We start from the raw sequence: 23453 nt of genomic DNA, 5'->3' as shown, positions 1-23453 counted from the left end.
TTTTGTATATCAATACGACGGGCTCAGGAGTGACTAACCTAATCTGGTATCTAGAAATTCTTGGTATCTTAGCTTTTTTACACTTCAAAACAATTATCAGCTCACTTCAAAAAAAGGTATCAGAGTTAAAATTGTCCTATATAAAAGCTTTTTCACGCTTGTTTTTACTGGTTATGTTTTTGTTAGTAGGCATTTTCATCATCTTTCGTCTAGATTTAAACACGAGCTTTTTGGTTTTGAATATCATGTTACTATTGTTCGGGATTTGTTCGGAAGAATTGATTCGCCTCTTTCGCTCTGCTGAAATGCTAGATTCTAGGGATTATGTAAAAGTTCTCTTTTTAAAGCGTAACCGTATGGTGAAAAATCTGCTGGCAAATGAAGATACAGAACAACAGTTCTCCGAATTTCTTCACAATGAAATCCTGCAAAATGTTATGGCAATAAAAAATTTCAATAAATATAGTAGCAATCAAGCTTTTGGTGAACAGATCAATCTGGTAACAGAGGAGTTGGTTCAGCGGATTCGTGAGCGGATGGATTATTATCAGCCAATGGTAGAAACAGACGAGCAGTTAGACATCCAGTATCAAGGGCTGATTAATCGGATTGTCAAACGCTATCACGCAGAAAATGAAGTCGTCACACAGTTTCCTGCCCACTTTAGGCTTTTATCTCCTTACGATAAAATTGCCTATCGTCTGGTTGAGGAGTTGGCGACCAATGCCGTTAAGTACGCTAGTGGTGGAAAGATTTCTTTGAAGATTGATGTGCATGATGACGCTATTTTTATCATTTCTGAAAATGACTGCCTTCAAAAAGAAAAATCCTTAGGTTATGGCTTGAAAAATATGTCTAATAAAATTAGTGTTTTAGGTGGTCAAATGCAGATTTTTGAAAATAATAAGAGATTTCGTGTAGAAATTACTCTCCCGATTGATAAGGAGTTGTGTTATGAAAATTTTGTTAATTGATGATCATAAATTATTTAGCCAAAGTATCAAGATGATTTTAGAGTTATCGGAAAACATTAAAAAGGTCCAGTTAGTAGATAATTTTTCGACTATTTCGGAGATTGCTTTTAATGACTACGATATTATTTTGATTGATATCAACCTGACGAGTCTGTATCAAGATGATGGGCTGACCTTGGCACAAGAGATTATCGACAATGGTTGTTCTAGTAAGGTTGTGATTTTGACAGGTTACAGTAAAAAAATGTATGAACACCGAGCTAAAGTTATGGGGGCTTATGGCTTTCTGGACAAAAGTATGGATCCAGATGAGTTGGTGAAAAAACTGGAAAAGATTTATCTAGGTGGTAAGGTCTTTTCAGATGAAGTGATGGTAGAGGTGTTAACACCACGAGAAATCGAGATACTAGAACTGGTTAGAAATGGCTTGACCATTGATGATGTCTGTGACAAGGTCTATGTGAGTAAACGTACAGTTTCCAATCACTTGGCCAATATCTTTTCAAAATTGGGAGTGACTAACAGGCAGGAGGCGATTCATATCGCTGAGCAGTTGGGTTATTTTCCACCAGATTAGAAAGCTGCAGAAGATGTAGCTTTTTTAATTTATTTACAAAAATTTCACATATTACTCATTCTAATAAACGGTATATTTGATAATCTATTAGTAATTAAGGAGAAAATCATTATGTTTATGGTATCTGAAAAATGGTTTGTATAAAAAACTTTATCAGACGGATTACTAATTTTGTAAGTTATATTGGCCACCTTCGGGTGGCATTTTTACTTCTGTGATACTTTTTTCAAGATTTATCTGCTATTCTTGACCTAGTTTTTATAGAAAGAAGGTCTAAGATGTTAAATAAAGTCAAAACTAAAGCCTTAATTAGTGTTGGAGCAGTGGCTGCAACTAGCTTTATTCTCATGATGGGATATACTGCTGGTCAACATTCTACTGCTAAACAAAGTCGCAAAGAAATCGAATTGGCTGCATCTAAACTTGTAGAGGATAAACAAGCAGAAGATAAAGCCAGCATTTTGTCATCGGATACTGTAAAAGAATTTTTGACTCAGTACTATACGAAAGAAAAGCTAGGGGAAAATAATACACGTATTCAACCTTATATGACTGAATCGGCTTATTCTCAAGAATTGACAAGTCAAAACGATGCCATGAACCAAGTGTATAAGGACTATATTTTGGATTATCATTTTGAAAAAGCTGATATCTTTGTCAATCAGACTACGAATCAAGCCATTGCCATGGTCTCTTATAATGTAACCTATGTATCCGATTTAAAGAATGCCAACCAATCAAAGACCAATCAGACAGAAACAAGAACTGTTAAATTGTCCTATTCTAAACTACCTGGTAAGTTATTGGTCAATCAAGTGCAGGTTTGGAAATCTGGGTTAGATGATTTAGATAAGGCCACTCCCAAAACTTTAGAAGAATCATCATCAATACCATCACTGCCAAATACTACGACAAAATGATGATATTGCATGGAAATAGAAGAATGTAAGCAAATTTCAATTCTTGATGTAGCCAATCGTTTAGGTATCTCCTTTAAACAAGTTTCTAGCAGTGTCTATGAACATCCTGAACACGATTCATTTCGGATTTTTTCAACTACCAATACTTTTAAATGGTTTTCAAGAGATATTCAAGGTGATGTCATTGATTTTGTTCGACTTGTTCAGGGAATTTCCTTTAAAGAAGCTCTAGCCTTCCTTTCTGAAGAACCTTTTCAAAAAGAAGCTGTTCAAGAAAAAAGAGAGAGACCATTTTATTATCCTTTAAAGAGAATAGAAGATTCTAACTGTAGTCTGGCCAGATATTACTTAACAGAATGTAGAGGAATTTCAGAAGAAATCGTACAAAGGATGATTCAACAAGGTTTGATAGCACAAGCCAGCTGGAAAACAAATGAAACAGTTGAACCTGTTATTGTTTTTAAAAGCTTTGATCATCGTTACAAGCTGCAGGCAGCAAGCTTACAAGGGATTTATAAGAATCACTCTCTTCCTAGAGAGAGGTTAAAAACGATTCTAAAAGGAAGCCATGGACATGTTGGAATATCCTTTGACATTGGTAAACCAAATAGACTGGTCTTTTGTGAATCGTTTATCGACTTGATGAGCTATTACGAACTTCATCAACAAAGTCTAACTGATGTTCGTTTGGTATCTATGGAGGGATTAAAAAGGTCTGTTGTCGCTTATCAAACTTTACGACTGATAGCTGAAGAAAATCAGAAGTTGGAATTTTTAGATACAGTAACACCTTCAAAGTTATTGCCTTTGATCAATACAATTCGTGATACCACTACCTATTTTGATAATCATCCTGATTTATTGACACTTGCGGTAGATTGTGATGATGCAGGAAAAGATTTTTCTGATAAGTTATCTCAAGCAGGATTGCCTGTTAAACTGGATTTACCTAATAATGAATTTGGGAAAGAAAAAATAGACTGGAACGATATTCTTCGAGAAAACAAATCAGATTTTCAATTTAAGCTTGAGAATGCAAAAGAGACATTGAGGAATCAACCAGTAAGACAAACCTCCCAATGTTTAGAATTGTGATAACAAAATCAAGATGTTTTAGCTAATATTAAAATGAAGGAGGATCGTATATGACCATTATTGAACGCTTAGAAGAAAAGGTCACTAGGCAAGAAAACAAGGTAGCAAGAGAGACAGAAAAACTAGCAGCTTACAGAGAGCAACTGGAGACAGCGATGTTTGCGACGTTCAAAAGGCGTCAAATCATTAGTCACATGAGTTTTGAAGAAGCTCTTGACCATGCCTTTGGTAAAGAAAGACAATTTGATGATTCTGAATTTAGAAAGGATGAAATGAGTGAATGACAAAAGATTGGAATTTTAATCAGCCATTAGAAAGTAAATCAGAAAATCAAGGGGCTTCAGATAAAATTGCGGCCTTATTTGGAAATCATCAAGGAGGTAATGAAGTAAATTATGAAGCAGCTTTTCAAAAGCGAAAACAAGCGCCTGTGACGGAATCAAATCCTAATTCTAAACCCAAAGTTACAGAGGTTAGAACAGGAAAAGGGACAGATATTACTACAAGTTATCAGCAACATCTTAAAAGACTTATTGCGGATAACAATAGCGATATCCAAAGCAGTCAAAAGAAAATTGAAGAGCTACATACGTTGATTGACACTAAGAATAAAGACAATAAGAAATTGCAGTCAATTTATGATGCGATTTCGGAATTACACTAAGCAGTCCTGATAGGCTGCTTTTTTTGAGAGGTTATAGATGTTTACAACATTTTTTAAGAAAAATCAAGACAATAGTGATGTATTTAAGAAGCTAATTCATAGACTATCTGATATGTCTGTCCAAGATCTTGAAAAAATTGACAGACTGTTAGATATCATTTTCACTCCAGATCAAGAATCACAACAAGTAAAAACAGAATCAATTTATAGGGAAGAAACATTGGACGACACATTAAAGGAAGCTAAAAATCAACTTCATAAGGAACAATTGGAGAAGAATTTAGAGAGATTTAGGAAAAATAGTCAATAACGCACCAAAATTGGTGCGTTATACTTTTTTATGCTATAATTGAATTATAAAAATAAAGGAGTTTGCCATGATTGGAAAGAACATAAAATCCTTACGTAAAACACACGACTTAACACAACCCGAATTTGCCCAAATTATAGGAATTTCTCGAAATAGCTTGAGTCGTTATGAAAATGGAACTAGTTCAGTCTCTACGGAGCTAATAGACATCATTTGTCAAAAGTTTAATGTATCTTATGTCGATATTGTAGGAGAAGACAAAATGCTTAATCCTGTTGAAGATTATGAACTGACTTTAAAAATTGAAATAGTGAAAGAAAGAGGTGCTAATCTATTATCTCGACTTTATCGTTATCAAGATAGTCAGGGAATTAGCATTGATGATGAATCTAATCCTTGGATTTTAATGAGTGATGATCTATCTGACTTGATTCATACGAATATCTATTTAGTTGAAACTTTTGATGAAATAGAGAGATATAGCGGCTATTTGGATGGAATTGAGCGCATGTTAGAGATATCTGAAAAACGGATGGTAGCTTAATGGAAATCCAAGATTATACTGATAGTGAATTCAAACATGCTCTAGCACGGAATCTTCGTTCTCTGACAAGAGGAAGAAAGTCCAGTAAGCAACCTATAGCGATTTTGCTTGGAGGGCAAAGTGGTGCTGGCAAGACTACAATTCATCGTATTAAACAGAAAGAATTTCAAGGAAATATTGTTATCATAGATGGCGATAGTTTTCGTTCTCAGCATCCACACTATTTAGAACTGCAGCAAGAATATGGCAAAGATAGTGTAGAATACACCAAAGATTTTGCAGGTAAAATGGTAGAGTCTTTAGTAACAGAATTGAGTCATTTGGGATACAATCTTTTGATAGAGGGAACTTTACGAACGATTGATGTTCCAAAGAAAACAGCACAACTCTTGAAAAGTAGGGGATATGAAGTACAATTAGCCTTGATTGCGACAAAGCCTAAGCTGTCCTATCTGAGCACCCTTATCCGATACGAAGAACTATACGCTATCAATCCAAATCAAGCACGTGCAACTCCAAAAGAACATCATGATTTCATTGTAAATCATCTAGTTGATAATACACGGCAATTGGAAGAACTAGCTATCTTTGAAAGAATTCAAATTTACCAACGAGATAGAAGTTGTGTATATGATTCAAAAGAAAATACAGCTCCAGCAGCAGATATTCTTCAAGAGTTACTCTTTGGGGAGTGGAGTCAGGTAGAGAAAGAGATGTTGAAGGTGGGGGAAAAGAGACTTAATGAATTACTTGAAAAATAAACAATTTATATTTTTAGGAGAGTAGAAGTGAGAGGGTTTAATAACAAGATAAAGTCTGTTTATCAAGAACTAACAAAATCCAAAGAGAAATTCGGTAGCTTTCACAAGACTTTAATGCATTTGCATACACCTGTTTCTTATGATTACAAGCTATTTTCTAATTGGACTGCAACGAAATATAGAAAAATTACTGAAGATGAACTATATGATATATTTTTTGAAAATAAGAAAATAAAAGTTGATAAGACAATTTTTTTTAGTAATTTTGATAAGGTTGTTTTTTCTAGTTCAAAAGAATATATTAGTTTTCTTATGTTAGCAGAGGCAATCATAAAAAATGGAATAGAAATAGTTGTAGTAACTGATCATAATACTACCAAAGGTATTAAAAAGTTGCAAAAGGCAGTCTCAATCATAATGCAAACTTATCCGAATTATGATATACATCCTCATATTTTACATGGAGTAGAAATTAGTGCAGCGGATAAATTGCATATTGTATGTATATATGATTATGAACAAGAGTCATGGGTTAATCAATGGTTAAGTGAAAATATTATAAGTGAGAAAGATGGAAGTTATCAACATTCACTGACTATAATGAAGGATTTCAATAATCAAAAAATAGTTAACTATATTGCTCATTTCAATAGTTATGACATTTTGAAAAAAGGTTCTCACTTATCAGGTGCATATAAACGAAAAATTTTTTCTAAAGAAAATACACGATTTATTGGTATTAAAAATATAAATTCTATTGAAGGTTCTAGAAAAAAACTATTAACAGATTTTAATTGTGAGCCCAACTTTCTATTAGATAATGATTCTCACGAAATTGATTCACTCGGGAAGAACAATCTGTGGTTGAAAGGTGGAAAAATTTCTTTCAAGATGTTTCAAGAAGCATTGTTTGATTATAACGTATCAGTTAGTTTATGTGAGCCAAGCTTTAAACAAAAGTCTTATATAAAAGGATTATATATAGAAAATCGTGGGGGAAATAGAAGCTTTCTTGCAGGTGATAAATTAAAAAAAGATAAAGACTTCTTTTTAACATTTTCACCATCTATGAATTGTTTAATTGGAGGGAGAGGTACAGGAAAAAGCACATTAATTGATATGCTACAATTTGTACTTTCTCAAGATTGTGATAAGCAAAGCAAATTGGAATTTCTATGTAACCATGCAAATGCTTTTGTACTCTATGTTTTAGAAGAAACTGAATATATTATTGAAGTTAGTTTGCCAGATGTCAAACAAGAAAATAAGGATAATATTTTACAATATTATGGGCAAAATCGAGAGAATAGGTTTGGCTATTCTTATAGATTTAATTCTGACTCTATTAAAGAATGGACACGGTCTCAGTACACAAAAGTTTATAAAGTTGAAGGTAACTATTTTAGATTAGTTGATAAAACTAGAATTTTAGAGAAAATGTTTGATAGGAGATATTCTGTTAATGAGTTAGTTAGAACAGCTGACGGTGAAAAAATTACAGAATTTATTTCTAATTTAATGATTAAAAATAAAAAATTACCTAGACCAGACTATGGGCTAAGAACTCAGACACTCGAATCGTTTGAAGTAAAATTAAAGGAACTTGATGAATATTTAAAACAGCGGAAGCAATTAATACTCGAAATTATTGAGGATTTTAATGAAACTCAGATTGGTAAGTTAAGAATTTGTTATGAGCAAATTGATAGATGGGAAGAACCGCATTTCGAAAGTTATCTTTTCAAGAATAGTCGTTCTTCGTTTGATAATTATAGAATTAGTATGCAAGATGTAGCAGACGTTTTATATCTTATCTATCGGGAATTAGGAATGAAAGAATTTGTTAAAGTCATTGTAAGACAAAATATCCCTAATAAGTATTTTATGCTTTTAAAAAGTATCTCTGAAGATAATTTTGCAAAACAAGAAAATAATTGGAGAGATAAATCTGAAATTAATGAATACAACATTACGCATTTAAAAACGAGTATCTACTCTTTAATTGAGAATAGTAGTTTATTAAATGAGTTTAAAAGAGTTTTAAAAGCGCATGTAGCTAATGAAAGGTTATTTTTAGAGTTTAATATTAACTCCAAAGAAACCTCACAACAACTTGATATTCTCTATAAAGAAGTTGGTGTATTAAGTTTGGGACAAAAAGTTGTAGCCATGCTTGATTTTTTATTAGCGTATAGTGATTATTCTAAAGACTTCAGACCATTGATTATTGATCAGCCTGAAGATAATCTAGACAATCGTTATATTTACAGGCATTTAGTTCAGCAGTTTAGAGATGTGAAAGCTCAACGTCAAATTATTTTAGCAACACATAATGCTACAATTGTAACAAATTCTATGACAGATCAAGTTGTTATTATGGAGTCAGATGGAGTTAACGGATGGATTGAATCACAGGGATATGTTAGTGAAAAATATATAAAAAATCATATCATCAATCAATTAGAGGGAGGGAAAGATTCCTTCAAGCATAAAATGTCTATATATGAGACGGCTTTATCAGAGTAGAGCCAGAAAAAGTAGGTTAGAAATTTAGCCTACTTTTTTCTTTGTTCGACAGGCATAGTGTACATCTGAGGTCCAAGTCCTCTGTGGATATCTGCTGCAGATGAAACCAATAGCGACTCCTAAGCCTGAATATCGTGAGGTAGGGGGGAGAGGAAGGAATTAGCGAAATCAAGGCTCTATAAACAGAATCGTGACTTGAAGCCACATAGCGGATGAGGAACTCTAAAATCCAAATAGGTGTCGTAACCTATATATGTAAATTACGAGACTAAACTAGGAAAGATGTACGGATTATTCCGTGAGCGTTTAGGACGTAGTACAACGAATCATGGGAGTCAGCTGAACACATAGTATTGAAGAAATTTCTGTAATGGAAATGGAGCGAAGAAGTGAACAATTAAATGAATCTCTCTCTAATTAAATTTGTCAATTCTAATTCCTGGTATCAAAAGACAGTGACCTGAAAATGTAAATGATGGGAGCTGATCACAAATATAGGACGGTACTGATAGAACGAATTGTAAAATGAGAATATGAGTGAGTTTAATGCTCTAGTTAAAACCTAGTTTGTACACTGTGCGCTGTACGGTACATGCAGTGGTGTGAGATGGGCTAGAGATTAGTCCCTACTTGATTTGTGATAACTTCTCCAAGTTTCTTCGGATATACTTTTCTCAACTTGTAAAAATCTATGTTAGATTTTCTCTGGGGGTTTGGGGGCGAAGCCACCAAGTTATCTTATCGTTGGCTGTCAAAACTGAGAATGTTTTGATCGGCTGGCGATATGATTTTTGGGATATTGTGGACACAATATCTGAGCTCGCAAAGCCTTACAAAAATGTTGAAGCTATTTTGAAAAATGTACTGACAGTGTCTGTAAGCTTACATTGTCAGTACAAGTATCTATGAGGGAGGAAAAGCCATATGAAAAGAGATATACGTAGTATTCGGAAACAATTTCGCTTAACAGAAACGGAAGAAAAACAAATAATAGATTTAATGAGAGAGAAAGGAGAGGATAATTTTTCTGATTTTCTCCGTAAAAGCTTACTATTGTCTGATGGACAAAAACAGATGGAAAAATGGTTCAACCTTTGGAAAAAACAAAAGTTGGAACAAATTAGCCGTGATGTTCATGAAATATTAATAATTGCTAAAATAAATCATCAGGTTACTCAAGAACATGTTTCTATATTGTTAACTTGTATTCAGGAATTAATTAAAGAGGTAGAAAAAACAAGTCCTCTTAGTGAAAATTTTCGTAACAAATACATGAGGTTGTAGAGTGGAGCACCGATATAGAACAAATTTAAAAAAAGTCTTTTTATCTGACCTAGAATTAGTCAAATTGAATGAAAATATCTCAAAAAGTAACTGCTTATCATTCTCAGAATATGCTAGACGAACTCTACTAGATCCTGGTATGAATTTTATCACCATTGATACAAATAGTTATCAAGATTTGATTTTTGAATTAAAACGAATCGGAAATAATATTAATCAAATAGCCAGAAGCATAAATTATTCGAATTTAATAACGGAAGTTGAATTAAATGAGTTGAGAAAAGGTATAGAAGAGTTAATAGTAGAAGTGGAGAAAGATTTTCTTATTCAATCTGAAAAATTGAGGAAATTTTATGGTCATTACTAAACACTTTGCGATTCATGGAAAAAATTATCGTAGTAAACTAATCAAATATATTTTGAATCCAAGTAAAACAAAAAATCTAACACTAGTTTCAGATTTTGGTATGAGAAATTATTTAGATTTTCCTAACTATAAAGAACTAGTGAAGATGTACAATGATAATTTTTTAAGTAATGATACTCTTTATGAATTTCGTCATGATAGGCAAGAAGTAAATCAACGAAAAATTCATTCTCATCACATCATTCAGTCCTTTTCTCCAGATGACCATCTCACTCCTGAACAAATCAATCGGATTGGTTATCAGACAGTTAAAGAGTTGACAGGAGGTAGATTTCGTTTTATTGTAGCAACTCATGTGGATAAAGATCATATCCACAATCACATCATTCTAAATTCAATTAATCAGAATTCTGATAAAAAGTTTCTATGGGATTATAAGGCAGAACATAATCTACGAATGGTTTCTGATCGTCTTTCAAAAATTGCAGGGGCAAAAATTATAGAAAATCGTTATTCGCATCGTCAGTATGAAGTTTATCGCAAAACAAATTACAAATATGAAATAAAACAACGAGTATATTTTCTAATCGAGAACTCGAAAAATTTTGAAGATTTCAAGAAAAAAGCAAAAGCTTTACATTTAAAAATTGATTTTAGACACAAGCATGTTACTTTTTTTATGACTGATTCAAATATGAAACAAGTCGTACGTGATAGTAAATTGAGCAGAAAACAACCTTATAATGAAACATATTTTAAGAAAAAGTTTGTTCAAAGGGAAATCATAAACATCTTAGAATTTTTACTTCCGAAAATGAAGAATATGAATGAATTGATTCAACAAGCAGAATTTTTTGGATTAAAAATAATTCCGAAAGAAAAACATGTTCTATTTGAATTTGATGAGATTAAGATTTCAGAGCAGGAATTGGTAAAAACGAATCGGTATAGTATTAGTTATTTTCAAGACTATTTTAATATCAAAAATGAAACTGTTCTCTTAGATAATAAAAATTTAGTTGAACTTTACAATGAAGAAAAGCTAATTAAAGAAAAAGAGTTGCCGACAGAAGAGGTGGTATGGAAATCCTATCAAGATTTCAAGAGAAATAGGGATGCAGTTCATGAGTTTGAGGTAGAGTTGAATCTTAATCAAATAGAAGAAGTAGTAGACGATGGAATGTACATTAAGGTACAGTTCGGCATCCGACAAGAAGGACTTATTTTTGTACCAAATATTCAAATCAATATGGAAGAAGAAAAAGTTAAAGTATTTCTCAGAGAAACTAGTTCTTACTATGTATACCATAAAGATTCAGCAGAAAAAAATCGCTTTATGAAAGGTAAAACTTTGATTAAGCAATTTAATCTTCAGTATGAACCACAGTATATGTATAGAAGAATACCTCTTAGCAAAATTAAAGAAAAAATAGAACAATTAGATTTTCTTATATCTGAGGAAAATAGTCCGAATGATTTTGAAGATATAACAAATGATTTCATTGCCCAAATATCATATCTAGAGAATATGATTGAACAAGTCCAAAATAAAATTGATGATTTAACTAATTTAGAGGAAGTATTGTTGAAAGATACGACAAATAGTTCTGGGAATTTAGAAAAAAATATTCAAGGTAAAAGCTCAGTAGATACAATAGAGAAGGATTTATACCTCTATAAAGGAATAATTGAAAAACTGAAGGAACAACATAGAAAAGCTATAAATGAATTTGAAATGTTTAATCGTACAATAAAGAATTACAAGGAAACAAAAAATATGAAATCTATTGAGGAAAATGAGATACATTTAGAGTAAACAGTTTCCTAAAAAGTATATATAGAATAGTTTCATGTGCCAATTTGTCACATATTTAAAAATAAGAAAATAACTATATTATACTTGTTTTAGGAGACATTGGATGTTGAAAAGGATTAGAGATTTACGTGAGGATGATGATTTGACACAAGAATATATTGCGAAAATCGTTTTGAATTGTACAAGATCAGCTTATTCTAAAATGGAAGCTGGTAGCAGGTTAATCTCTATAAATGACCTTATCAAACTTGCAGATTTTTATAAGGTAAGTTTAGACTACCTTGTAGGTCGAGTGGATAATAAAGAAGACCATTACTCCAAAAAGTAGTAGGTTAAGAAAGCACATTGACAATTGAATAGTCCAAAATGGTACTTTCCTCATTTGTGGAGCAGATTTGAATGGCTCGCCATGATAAGAGCGATTTTAAAACCATCAATAAAATAGAGCGATACTTTATATGCCATGATACAAATGATATACAATGATACTTCTGACCGTTCAGGCTGCCACCGTAAAAGAGCAGCAAGTGAAATTCTTATGATGACTTCATCAGTCATGCCATGGAGGTGAAAAAATCTAAGAAAGGAAGTAGTAAAATCATGGAAACAGTAAACTATAAAGATTTAGTTGCGATTGGTTTTCCAGAGCACACATCGAGAAATATTATTAGACAAGCAAAAAAGATTGCGGTAAAAAAGTTTGAAGAAGCTAGAAAAAATGATAAGAATGCGGTACAATTAGGATGTTCACCTTTCGATAATAAAAGGTTAGGCATTGCTCCTAAAAATATTGTAGAAAATTTAATTGGTATTTCTTTTTCAGATATAGAAGGTGAGAAAAATGGTTATATCAAAGACAAAGAAATATAAAGGTGTATACAAAGATTCAAAAGGAAAAATTTATTTTCAAATTGAATTAGGAGTTGATCCAATAACTGGGAAAAGAATTCAAAAGAAAGGAAGGAAAAATCAACAGGGATTACCGTTTAATTCTTTTAAGGAAGCATATGAAGAGATACTTCGTTTAAAACATGAATTTGTGAACTCTACTATTAATAATAGTTTTCTAACTTTTAGAGAGTTTATGGAAGAGATTTATTTAAAATATTATCAACAAAAAGTTCAATTTGTAACTTATCAAACCGCTTTACCACATCATCAGTTATTTATTAAGCAATTTGGTAGTAAAAAATTATCAGATATTAGTACTATTGACTGTGAAAGATTTCGCTTAGCTATTATAGACAAGTATTCTAGTAACTATGCTAAAAATATGTGGTCTAGATTTAAAGCATGTCTGGGCTATGCAGAAAGATTGGGTTATATTGATAGAGTTCCTTTTAAAGGATTAGATAATCCTAGAGGAAAGCACCCTGATACAAAATTTTGGACATTTGATGAATTTAAGAAGGTAATAAACTCTTTTGATATTAGTGAGTATGAGGGACTCCATAATTACATGACGATCTGGTTATATTTTATGACTGGTTTAAGAGTTAGTGAGGGTATTGCTCTTAAATGGGAAGATATTGATTTTGAACGTAAATGGATTCATGTTCATTCGACGATTGAGAAGGATAAAAACGGTGTATGGTATGCTAAACAACAAACAAAGACAGTAGCAGGGAATCGTAAAATTGATTTAGATGATTTTACAATTACAATACTTAAAAAATGGCGAGAAGTTCAAATCAAGAATGATGATAAAGATTATGTAATATCACGTTTTGGTGAGCCCTTGTGTAAGTCTACAATCTCTAGGATAATAAAAAGGCATGCTAGGATTACTGGTGTACCAGAAATTACAGGGAAAGGATTAAGACATAGTCATGCATCCTATCTTATAAATGTATTGCATAAGGATACCTTATATGTTTCATATCGATTAGGACATGCTGATAAGTCAACCACGTTGAATACATATAGTCACTGGTATTATTCAGGTGATTCAACAATTTCAGAAGAGATTACAAACAGTTTAGATAATCTTGGATTATCAATTTACCTACCAAATTCCTGCCAGAGTTGAAAATTGAGGAATTAACCCACTAATACTGGGAGAAAATAGAATTTGCAAATTGTTACTCTTAAATAATAGAGCGACTACATTAGTAGCTTAAAAACATGATTAAACCGCTATTCTTAGGAGTAGCGGTTTTTCTTTTTATGTTCCATGGGGCACAAATGGGGCAAAAAGGGAAGCGTTAAATTAATTTGGCTGAGAAATATATAGGACTAGTGATAAAATAATTTTACTTTTTCATTTCTTTTTGATATAATAGAAAATAAGAAAGAATATCTTATCAGTAAATCCCAAGCGAGCCTGTGGTAGTGAGAGTCAGGTGATTGAGAGATGAGTGTGGCGCTTTCTGTAGTATTTTCAAAAACAATGAAGTAATAAATTAGGGTGGAACCGCGTTTCTGACGCCCCTAGGTTAAATCAACCTAGGATTGTCGGACGCGGTTCTTTTGCTTATTCAGTCTATTGTGTGAAAGAAAGGAGAGACGTGGAAAACCTTTATCTTGTAAAAGACGATAGTCAACTAGCTGCATTTCGTGATTTTGTAGTAAGAAATACTGAAAAGTTGAAAGATTATCAATCTTTTTTAAAGAATGAACTTGCAGTCTGTGATTTACCGCAAGCCGTTATTTGGTCAAGTTTTAATGCTGCTACACAGATTATTAGGGAAAGCGCTGTTCCAGCCTATACAAATAATAGACGAATGGTTATGACGCCTGATTTAGCTGTTTGGAAAGAGTTGTATTTGTATCAGTTGATGGATTACGAGTGTTCTCAGCAAACTCAAGCAATAGAAAGTCACTATCATTCTTTATCTGAAAATTTCCTCTTACAGATTGTAGGACATGAGTTAGCTCATTGGTCGGAGCATTTTTTAGATGATTTTGATGGTTACGACTCTTATATCTGGTTCGAAGAGGGGATGGTTGAATATATTAGTCGCAAGTATTTCTTGACAGAAAAGGAATTTCAAGCGGAAAAAATTTGTAATCAATCTCTCGTAGAACTTTTTCAGAAGAAGTATGGTTGGCATTCATTGAATGAGTTTGGTTCTTCGACTTATGATAAGAATTATGCAAGTATTTTTTACGAATACTGGCGTAGTTTTTTGACAATAGATAAGTTGGTAGAAAATCTAGGTAGTGTACAAGCGGTCTTCGATTCTTATCATTTATGGGCAAATACAGATAAAACTCTTCCCTTGTTAAATTGGTTTGTTCAGCAGAAATTAATTGAAAAAGAAATATAAAAACTAAAGGAGTAAATAATGTCTAAAAAATTGACTTTCCAGGAAATCATCCTTACTTTGCAACAATACTGGAATGATCAGGGTTGTATGCTTATGCAGGCTTATGATAACGAAAAAGGTGCGGGAACCATGAGTCCTTACACTTTCCTTCGTGCTATTGGTCCTGAGCCGTGGAATGCAGCTTATGTAGAGCCATCACGTCGTCCAGCAGACGGTCGTTACGGGGAAAATCCAAACCGTCTCTACCAACACCACCAATTCCAAGTGGTCATGAAACCATCACCATCAAACATCCAAGAACTCTACCTTGAGTCATTGAAAAAATTGGGTATCAATCCTTTGGAACACGATATTCGTTTTGTTGAAGATAACTGGGAAAACCCATCAACTGGATCTGCAGGTCTTGGTTGGGAAGTTTGGCTTGACGGTATGGAAATCACTCAGTTCACTTATTTCCAACAAGTCGGTGGCTTGGCAACTGGTCCTGTTACAGCTGAAGTAACTTATGGTTTAGAGCGTTTAGCTTCTTATATTCAAGAAGTAGACTCAGTTTACGATATTGAGTGGGCTCCAGGAGTTAAATATGGAGAAATTTTCCTTCAACCAGAATACGAACACTCAAAATACAGCTTTGAAGTTTCTGATCAAGATATGCTTCTTGAAAACTTTGAGAAATTCGAAAAAGAAGCAGGACGTGCTTTGGAATTGGGACTTGTACACCCAGCCTATGACTACGTTTTGAAATGTTCACATACCTTTAACTTACTCGACGCTCGTGGTGCTGTATCCGTTACAGAACGTGCTGGTTATATCGCTCGTATTCGTAACTTGGCTCGTGTTGTAGCCAAGACCTTCGTCGCAGAACGCAAGAAACTCGGATATCCACTTCTTGATGAAGCAACACGTGCAAAACTCCTAGCAGAAGAGGAAGAATAAAAACAGTTACAAGAATAGAAAAAGGGCGAACAAAGTGAGCCCGTATGGCACTCAGAGGCAAGTCGAAGACTTGCTAAAGGGATAGGCACCGCCGTACTGATATCTGGGGATTTTTGAAACTTTGGGTTCAAAAATCAGTTGCCTAAATCCACTTTGATGAGACTGTTGGAAATCTTTGTCAAGAAGACAGAAGATTTCCCCACAGACTCACAAAGTTAGTTAGCAACGTCCCCAGTACCTAAGGTGCCTATCAAAAAGAAGAAATTTTGTAAAGGAAAAAACATGGCAAAAAATTTATTAGTAGAACTAGGACTCGAAGAGTTACCAGCCTACGTTGTCACACCAAGTGAAAAACAACTAGGTGAAAAAATGGCAGCCTTTTTGGATAATAACCGCCTTTCATACGAAGGAATTCAAACTTTTTCAACTCCACGTCGTTTGGCTGTTCGCGTACTTGGCTTGGCAGACCAACAAACGGATTTGACTGAAGATTTTAAAGGACCTTCTAAAAAAATTGCTTTGGATGCAGAAGGAAATTTCTCTAAAGCAGCGCAAGGGTTTGTCCGTGGTAAAGGCTTGACTGTAGATGATATCGAATTCCGTGAAATTAAGGGTGAAGAATATGTCTACGTGACTAAGCATGAAGCTGGAAAACCAGCTGAGGAAGTTTTGGCTGGAATTCCAGAAGTATTGGCTAGCTTAAGCTTCCCAGTAAGTATGCACTGGGCAAACAATACCTTTGAATATATCCGTCCAGTCCATACGTTGACAGTTCTTTTGGATGATGTGGCACTCGATATGGATTTCTTAGATATTCACTCAGGAAGAGTTAGCCGTGGACATCGTTTCCTTGGTCACGAAGTAGAAATTCAGCATGCTGACAGCTATGAAGAAGACCTGCGCAAAGTTTATGTTATTGCAGATAGCACTGAACGCGAAAATATGATTCGTGAGCAAATTAAGGCTATCGAATCTGCAGAAGGTGTTCAAGTACAAATTGATGAAGGACTCTTGAATGAAGTTTTGAATTTGGTTGAATACCCAACTGCCTTTATGGGGAATTTTGATCCTAAGTACCTAGAGGTTCCAGAAGAAGTTTTAGTCACTTCAATGGAAACTCACCAACGCTACTTTGTAGTTCGTGACCTTGATGGAAATCTAAAACCAAACTTTATTTCTGTTCGTAACGGAAATGCAGAGTATTTGGATAATGTCATCCGAGGAAATGAGAAAGTCTTGGTGGCACGTCTTGAAGATGGTGAATTCTTCTGGCGTGAAGACCAAAAACTCAAGATTGAAGATCTTGTAGCTAAATTATCACACGTAACCTTCCATGAAAAGATTGGTTCACTTCGTGAGCACATGATTCGTACCGGGCAAATTGCTATCCTTTTGGCAGAAAAAGCAGGTTTATCAGTTGATGAAACTGTTGACCTTGCTCGTGCTGCAGCCATTTATAAGTTTGACCTCTTGACTGGTATGGTTGGTGAATTTGATGAGCTTCAAGGGATCATGGGTGAGAAATATGCTCTTCTCGCTGGTGAGAATGCAGCAGTAGCACAAGCTATTCGTGAACACTACCTTCCAGATTCTGCAGATGGTGCTCTTCCTGAGTCTAAAGTCGGAGCTATCCTTGCACTAGCTGATAAATTGGATACTCTCTTGTCCTTCTTCTCTGTTGGCTTGATTCCATCTGGTTCAAATGACCCTTATGCTCTTCGTCGTGCAACACAAGGGATTGTCCGTATCTTAGAAGACTTCGGCTGGAATATTCCAATGGACGAATTGATTGCTAGCCTTTATGCTTTATCATTTGATAGCCTAACTTACGATAATCAAGAAGAAGTGCTTAACTTCATCAAAGCTCGTGTTGATAAGATGATGGGTTCTACTGCAAAAGATATTAAAGAGGCTGTTCTTGCAAGTTCAAACTTTGTTGTTGCAGATATGATTGAAGCAGCAGAAGCCTTAACTGAAGTTGCAAAAACTGAAAACTACAAATCATCAGTTGAATCATTATCTCGTGCCTTTAACTTAGCTGAAAAAGCAGAAGGTTCAATCAAAGTTGATATTAGCCTCTTTGAAAATGAACAAGAAAAAGAACTAGCTCAAGCAGTAGAAAATCTAGAATTGAAAGGTTCAGCTAGTGATAAATTAACGCAGTTATTTGCTCTTAGTCCTGTTATTGATGCATTCTTTGACAATACAATGGTTATGGCAGAGGATGTTGATGTTAAGAATAATCGCCTAGCTATTCTAACTGAACTTGTGAATAAAGCAAAAACTGTCGCTGCTTTTAATCTTCTTAATACAAAATAGAAATTAAAAAGTAGATTGGAGGTTCAAATATGACACCAGAAAAAATCGCTCGTATTAATGAGCTTGCGAAAAAGAAAAAAACTGAAGGCTTGACTGCAGAAGAAAAAGTAGAACAAGCTAAACTTCGTGAGGAATATATCGAAGGCTATCGTCGTTCAGTTCGTCATCACATTGAAGGAATCAAAATCGTCGATGAAGATGGAAATGATGTGACTCCTGAGAAACTTCGTCAGGTACAACGTGAAAAAGGCTTGCATGGTCGTAGTCTTGACGATCCAAATTCATAATTTTGAGATATAGAAAACTCGGTTAGTAAAATCTAACCGAGTTTTTGTTTTAAAAAAAGGAACCTAAAGAGGTTCCTTTAGTATTAAATTTTATACTCTTCGAAAATCAAATTCAAACCACGTCAGCTTCACCTTGCCGTATATATGTTACTGACTTCGTCAGTTCTATCTACAACCTCAAAGCAGTGCTTTGAGCAACCTGCGGTTAGCTTCCTAGTTTGCTCTTTGATTTTCATTGAGTATTAGTTACTTGCACCAGAAGTAGCATCCGCATCTCCATGGCCGCCGTCAGCTGAGTCAGAAGCCCCAGAAGTAGCATCTGCGTCACCGTGGCCTCCAGCAGGAGCAAACGGTCCGCTTCCTCCTACCAAGCGTTGACCTGTTTCTTTCAAGTACCAGTCAAGCCATGGTTGGAAGTTAAAGACAATTTCATTGATACCAGCATATGATCCGTCAGGATAGTACATTGCTTGGTAGTTGTGAGTGTTAATAACACCTGCAGGTGAACCAGGAACGATTGTACGTACGTATTCTTGGTTACCATTGCGAAGTGTTCCGATAACCCACTCAACATTTTTCATACGTGCTGGTGGAAGTGAACCATGAACTGTTGACATACGGCTACCAGATTGAGATGGTACACGTTTTGCAAACATTGTATCAGGATCTTGGTGAGCGTTGTTGTAGTAGAGGAATTGGTTGTTATCGTCAGCGTATGTCAATTCAAAAGGCATAGCTTTCAAGAACATATCAATTTGGTTAACAGTCAAGATACCATGGTCAAGTTTAACATATGTATCACCTGAAACAGCACCTGTGATTTCAGCGACTTTTTCTACCCAGTTTGGATCGTCAGGATCAACTTCTGTAATAGTTGTAGCGATTGGTTTTCCACAATCCAAGTCTTCTGGTTCAATTGGTTTTGGTTTTTTCAATTTAGAAACGACTCCTACGTATTTGACAAAGTTATCTAAGCAAGTTTCAAGGAATTTAACAGTTCCTTCGTTGATAATATTTCCGTTAGCATCAAAAGCTTCTTTAGCTTTTCCAAGAAGGAATTCATTACCTGGTAATGTGTAAGCATTCACCCCTGGTGCGTCAAGAATCTTACGAAGGTGAACTTGCGCACGAGAAGTTCCTTGGTCGTAGTAAGAAGCACCCACGATCATCACTGGTTTGTTTTCGAATGGATGTACTTCATATGAAAGCCATTCAAGAACTGACTTGAGCGAAGCAGAAATTGTATGGTTGTGCTCAGGAGTAGCAATAATCACACCATCGGCACGAGTAATTTTATTGTAAAGAAGGCGCAATTGGAAGCTTTCGTCCCATTTTTCGTCTTGGTTAAACATTGGAACTTCATCGATTTCAAGAACTTCTAATTCAAATTTCAGTTTGAAGTTACGACGGATGAATTCCAAGAGTTTGCGGTTATATGATTGGTCGTAGTTTGATCCAACAAGTCCAACAAATTTCATTCTTTCGATCTCCTATCTTACAAATTTTCCCAGTCAAATTCTTCTGCATCTTTACGAAGAAGTTCTTGTGCGTTACGCAATTTTTCAGTCACTTTAACAAAGATACGGAAGTCATCAAAGATGGCATCTAATTTCTTGATGACATCAAGATCTACCAAGTCACCATTCTTATCGAATGCTTGAAGAGAATGAGAGAGCAAGAACTCATCTGGGAGAACATTTGCTTTAATTTCTGGTGCATTCAAGATTTGACGGAGTTGCAATTGAGCACGTGATGAACCGAGTGTACCGTATGAAGCACCTGTGATCATCACTGGTTTGTTAAGGAGTGGAAATACTCCATAAGAAATCCAAGCAAGAGCGCTCATAAGAACGGCAGGAATTGAGTGATCATATTCAGGAGTACCGATAATCACACCATCAGCTGCTTCAATTTTTGCAGCGATTTCCAAGGCTTCTGCAGGAATAAGTTTATCTGCAGGCTTGTTGAAGACTGGTAGGTCTTTAATTTCTACCAATTCGATTTCTGCTTTATCAGCAAAGTGTTTTTGCATATATTGAAGCAGTTGGCGGTTTGTGGAACGTTTAGAGTTGGTTCCTACAATAGCAATAAGTTTTAGCATGAGCTTTCCTTTCTCTTTTTGCATTATTTATTATTTATCTTTGGATACCGGATGAACAAGCGATATGTCCATCTTTATCAATAAGGATGGCTTCGATTCCATCGATATTTTCGATTTGCCACATGATAGAAGCGCTACGTTCACCAAACAATCGTGTGGTCCATATCTCACCATCAACTGAGCGGTCAGATATAATGGTTAAACTAGCCAAATCCGTTTCAATAGGATAGCCAGTTTCACTATCGAAAATGTGATGATAATCCTTTCCATCGATTTCAAGATGCCGTTCATAAATTCCAGAAGTAACAACGGATTTTCCAGTAATAGATAAGGTCATCAGGTGATTACCACGTGGATGATTAGGGTCTTGAATACCAATTTGCCAAGGTTGTCCATTTCTGGCTTGGTTATTACCAATGGTAAGGATATTTCCTCCAAGATTGATCAGAGCAGAAGTGACACCATTTTCTTTTAAGAAAGTAGCAACCTTATCTGCGCTATACCCCTTTGCTAAACAGCCTAAATCAATTTTCATCCTTTTTTTTTCTAAAAAAACAGTAGAATCAATTGAATCAAGCTTGATAAAACGGGGCTCTATCAATGGTAAAACGGAAGAAATTTCTTCAGGACTAGCAACTTTCGCATCGGAAAAACCAATACGCCAGGTTTGAACCAAGGGACCGATACTGATATTGAGATGACTTCCAGGCGCTAGACTATGGTCTAAACCTAAGGAAATCAGTTCAAACAAATCAGGGTGGACCTTAACTGGGGCAATTCCCGCCTGATAGTTAATTTCCATCAATTCCGATTCGGTGCTATTCGCATTAAATCGAAATTCAAGTTCCTTGAGCAAATTAAAAGCTTGACGGAGAAGATTATCCGCTTGTTCATGTACCAAGGAAATAGTAATCGTAGTTCCCATTAACCGTTCAGATAATGAACTGAAAGGCAAAAAATCAACTCCCTTCAAATCAATTGGAAATAGTTGTAAATCCAGATATGAAAGCAATCTGAAGATTTATATTTCATTTCCATATAAATAGAATATCATAAAGTTAGCGTTTTCACAAATTATTTTTTACAAAAAGTCAAGAAATATGCTCAAAAAAACTATATTTCCTTAAAATTTAATTTGAAAACACTGAAAATAAATTAATATATGTTTCTAGTATTTTCGAAAATAAGGGAAAACAAGTAAAAAGCTTGTAAACGCTCACAGAAAATGATATACTGGAAAGGTAAAAAAAATTAAAGGTAGGAATTATCTTATGAGTAAAATCGTAGTCGTGGGTGCTAACCACGCTGGAACAGCTTGTATCAACACTATGTTGGACAATTTTGGAAGTGAAAATGAAATCGTTGTTTTTGACCAAAACTCAAACATTTCATTCCTAGGATGTGGAATGGCTCTATGGATTGGTGAGCAAATCGATGGTCCAGAAGGTCTCTTCTACTCAGATAAAGAAAAATTGGAAGCAAAGGGTGCTAAAGTTTACATGAACTCACCAGTTCTTTCAATCGACTATGACAACAAAGTTGTTACTGCAGAAGTTGACGGAAAAGAACACAAAGAATCATACGAAAAATTGATCTTTGCAACTGGTTCTACACCAATCTTGCCACCAATCGAAGGTGTTGAAATTGTTAAAGGTAACCGCGAATTCAAAGCAACTCTTGAAAATGTACAATTCGTTAAATTGTACCAAAATGCGGAAGAAGTGATTAACAAACTTGCTGATAAGAGCAAACATCTTGAACGTATCGCTGTTGTCGGTGGTGGATACATCGGTGTTGAGCTTGCTGAAGCATTCGAACGTCTTGGAAAAGAAGTTGTCCTTGTTGATATCGTAGACACAGTCTTAAACGGTTACTACGATAAAGACTTCACGCAATTGATGGCTAAGAACTTGGAAGACCACAACATCCGCTTGGCACTTGGACAAACTGTTAAAGCTATCGAAGGTGACGGTAAAGTTGAACGCTTGATCACTGACAAAGAAAGCTTTGACGTTGATATGGTTATTCTTGCAGTTGGTTTCCGTCCTAACACAGCTCTTGCTGATGGTAAGATTGAACTCTTCCGCAACGGTGCTTTCCTTGTTAACAAGAAACAAGAAACTTCACTTCCAGGTGTGTTCGCTGTGGGTGACTGTGCAACTGTTTATGACAACGCTCGTAAAGACACTAGCTACATCGCTCTTGCATCAAACGCTGTACGTACTGGTATCGTTGGTGCTTACAATGCTTGTGGACATGAGCTTGAAGGAATCGGTGTTCAAGGATCAAACGGTATCTCTATCTACGGTCTTCACATGGTTTCAACTGGTTTGACTCTTGAAAAAGCAAAAGCTGCAGGCTACAATGCAACTGAAACTGGCTTCAACGATCTTCAAAAACCAGAATTTATGAAACATGACAACCATGAAGTAGCTATCAAGATTGTCTTCGACAAAGATAGCCGTGAAATCCTTGGTGCTCAAATGGTATCACGTGATCCTGGAATTGCTATGGGAATTCACATGTTCTCATTGGCTATCCAAGAACATGTTACAATTGAAAAATTGGCATTGACAGACCTATTCTTCTTGCCACACTTCAACAAACCATATAACTACATCACAATGGCTGCACTTACAGCTGAAAAATAATGATTTGTAAAACGGAAGATTTGTTTCTTCCGTTTTTATCATCAAAAAAATA

The 23453-nt window shown here is 34.9% G+C and carries 24 protein-coding genes; 21 read left to right on the top strand and 3 right to left on the bottom strand.

Going from position 1 to position 23453, the window contains the following annotated elements; translation table 11 throughout:
• The first annotated feature begins 245 nt into the window (after positions 1-245).
• From QM450_RS00310 to QM450_RS00215, 20 genes are all read left to right on the top strand, one after another.
• Positions 246-974, top strand: a complete 729-nt coding sequence (locus tag QM450_RS00310; RefSeq protein WP_414319333.1) for an ATP-binding protein — start codon at positions 246-248, stop codon at positions 972-974.
• Positions 955-1551, top strand: a complete 597-nt coding sequence (locus QM450_RS00305) for a response regulator transcription factor (protein WP_000698198.1) — start codon at positions 955-957, stop codon at positions 1549-1551. The genes QM450_RS00310 and QM450_RS00305 overlap by 20 nt, the downstream gene beginning before the upstream one ends.
• Positions 1552-1829: 278 nt before the next feature.
• Positions 1830-2471, top strand: coding sequence for a peptidylprolyl isomerase (locus tag QM450_RS00300; RefSeq protein ID WP_414319332.1), 642 nt, complete (start codon positions 1830-1832; stop codon positions 2469-2471).
• Positions 2472-2480: 9 nt separating this feature from the next.
• The gene (locus QM450_RS00295) at positions 2481-3566 is read left to right on the top strand and encodes a DNA primase (RefSeq protein WP_414319331.1); all 1086 of its coding nucleotides are present in this window, start codon (positions 2481-2483) and stop codon (positions 3564-3566) included.
• A gap of 50 nt (positions 3567-3616) precedes the next feature.
• Positions 3617-3850 carry a DUF5965 family protein gene (locus tag QM450_RS00290; RefSeq protein ID WP_414319330.1) on the top strand — a complete coding sequence of 78 codons (234 nt, stop codon included), beginning with the start codon at positions 3617-3619 and terminating at the stop codon, positions 3848-3850.
• A complete protein-coding gene (locus tag QM450_RS00285) occupies positions 3847-4230 on the top strand; it encodes a DUF5945 family protein (protein WP_414319329.1) in 384 nt (127 codons plus the stop codon). Before QM450_RS00290 ends, QM450_RS00285 begins: the two co-directional genes overlap by 4 nt.
• 37 nt (positions 4231-4267) lie before the next feature.
• The gene (locus QM450_RS00280) at positions 4268-4540 is read left to right on the top strand and encodes a hypothetical protein (protein WP_414319328.1); all 273 of its coding nucleotides are present in this window, start codon (positions 4268-4270) and stop codon (positions 4538-4540) included.
• A 67-nt stretch (positions 4541-4607) separates the two neighbouring features.
• Positions 4608-5084, top strand: coding sequence for a type II toxin-antitoxin system antitoxin PezA (pezA, locus tag QM450_RS00275; protein WP_000579610.1), 477 nt, complete (start codon positions 4608-4610; stop codon positions 5082-5084).
• Entirely contained in the window at positions 5084-5845 is a 762-nt protein-coding gene (gene pezT / locus QM450_RS00270) for a type II toxin-antitoxin system toxin PezT (protein WP_414319327.1), read from the top strand. The genes pezA and pezT overlap by 1 nt, the downstream gene beginning before the upstream one ends.
• Before the next feature lie 27 nt (positions 5846-5872).
• On the top strand, positions 5873-8371 hold the full coding sequence (locus QM450_RS00265) for a Spaf_1101 family AAA-like ATPase (RefSeq protein ID WP_414319326.1): 2499 nt from the start codon (positions 5873-5875) through the stop codon (positions 8369-8371).
• A 924-nt stretch (positions 8372-9295) separates the two neighbouring features.
• Complete coding sequence (locus QM450_RS00260; protein ID WP_414319325.1) at positions 9296-9655, top strand: SAG1252 family conjugative relaxosome accessory protein; 360 nt, start codon at positions 9296-9298, stop codon at positions 9653-9655.
• A 1-nt stretch (position 9656) separates the two neighbouring features.
• Complete coding sequence (locus tag QM450_RS00255; protein WP_414319324.1) at positions 9657-10022, top strand: MobC family plasmid mobilization relaxosome protein; 366 nt, start codon at positions 9657-9659, stop codon at positions 10020-10022.
• Entirely contained in the window at positions 10009-11838 is a 1830-nt protein-coding gene (locus tag QM450_RS00250) for an SAG1250 family conjugative relaxase (RefSeq protein ID WP_414319323.1), read from the top strand. The genes QM450_RS00255 and QM450_RS00250 overlap by 14 nt, the downstream gene beginning before the upstream one ends.
• Positions 11839-11941: 103 nt before the next feature.
• A complete protein-coding gene (locus QM450_RS00245) occupies positions 11942-12166 on the top strand; it encodes a helix-turn-helix domain-containing protein (RefSeq protein WP_004261340.1) in 225 nt (74 codons plus the stop codon).
• A 272-nt stretch (positions 12167-12438) separates the two neighbouring features.
• Positions 12439-12708, top strand: coding sequence for a DUF3173 family protein (locus tag QM450_RS00240; RefSeq protein ID WP_000450956.1), 270 nt, complete (start codon positions 12439-12441; stop codon positions 12706-12708).
• Positions 12680-13867 carry a tyrosine-type recombinase/integrase gene (locus QM450_RS00235; protein ID WP_414312223.1) on the top strand — a complete coding sequence of 396 codons (1188 nt, stop codon included), beginning with the start codon at positions 12680-12682 and terminating at the stop codon, positions 13865-13867. Before QM450_RS00240 ends, QM450_RS00235 begins: the two co-directional genes overlap by 29 nt.
• 478 nt (positions 13868-14345) lie before the next feature.
• Positions 14346-15107, top strand: coding sequence for an elongation factor Tu (locus tag QM450_RS00230; protein WP_414319322.1), 762 nt, complete (start codon positions 14346-14348; stop codon positions 15105-15107).
• Between the two features lie 18 nt (positions 15108-15125).
• Positions 15126-16043 (top strand): glycine--tRNA ligase subunit alpha, encoded by a 918-nt coding sequence (glyQ, locus tag QM450_RS00225; protein ID WP_414319321.1) that lies wholly within the window; start codon positions 15126-15128, stop codon positions 16041-16043.
• A gap of 282 nt (positions 16044-16325) precedes the next feature.
• On the top strand, positions 16326-18362 hold the full coding sequence (gene glyS / locus QM450_RS00220) for a glycine--tRNA ligase subunit beta (RefSeq protein WP_414319320.1): 2037 nt from the start codon (positions 16326-16328) through the stop codon (positions 18360-18362).
• A 29-nt stretch (positions 18363-18391) separates the two neighbouring features.
• Positions 18392-18649, top strand: a complete 258-nt coding sequence (locus QM450_RS00215; RefSeq protein ID WP_000187071.1) for a DUF896 family protein — start codon at positions 18392-18394, stop codon at positions 18647-18649.
• A gap of 242 nt (positions 18650-18891) precedes the next feature.
• Here QM450_RS00215 and QM450_RS00210 read toward each other — a convergent pair whose 3' ends face one another.
• Genes QM450_RS00210 through QM450_RS00200 form a run of 3 tightly spaced genes read right to left on the bottom strand, consistent with a single transcriptional unit; the run spans position 18892 to position 21675 of the window.
• Positions 18892-20127, bottom strand: coding sequence for an NAD(P)H-dependent oxidoreductase (locus QM450_RS00210; RefSeq protein WP_315639245.1), 1236 nt, complete (start codon positions 20125-20127; stop codon positions 18892-18894).
• 17 nt (positions 20128-20144) lie between these two features.
• Positions 20145-20750 (bottom strand): NADPH-dependent FMN reductase, encoded by a 606-nt coding sequence (locus QM450_RS00205; RefSeq protein ID WP_153224737.1) that lies wholly within the window; start codon positions 20748-20750, stop codon positions 20145-20147.
• Positions 20751-20784: 34 nt separating this feature from the next.
• Positions 20785-21675 (bottom strand): FAD:protein FMN transferase, encoded by an 891-nt coding sequence (locus QM450_RS00200; RefSeq protein ID WP_414319319.1) that lies wholly within the window; start codon positions 21673-21675, stop codon positions 20785-20787.
• 346 nt (positions 21676-22021) lie between these two features.
• On the opposite strand from QM450_RS00200, the gene nox reads away from it, so the two are divergent.
• Positions 22022-23401, top strand: coding sequence for a H2O-forming NADH oxidase (nox, locus tag QM450_RS00195; RefSeq protein ID WP_414273454.1), 1380 nt, complete (start codon positions 22022-22024; stop codon positions 23399-23401).
• Positions 23402-23453: the final 52 nt, after the last annotated feature.

The sequence above is a fragment of the Streptococcus infantis genome, assembly GCF_047464615.1.
Lineage (GTDB): Bacteria > Bacillota > Bacilli > Lactobacillales > Streptococcaceae > Streptococcus > Streptococcus infantis_Y.
Note: the sequence above shows the minus strand (reverse complement) of the source record. Positions and strands in the feature narration are given on the sequence as shown.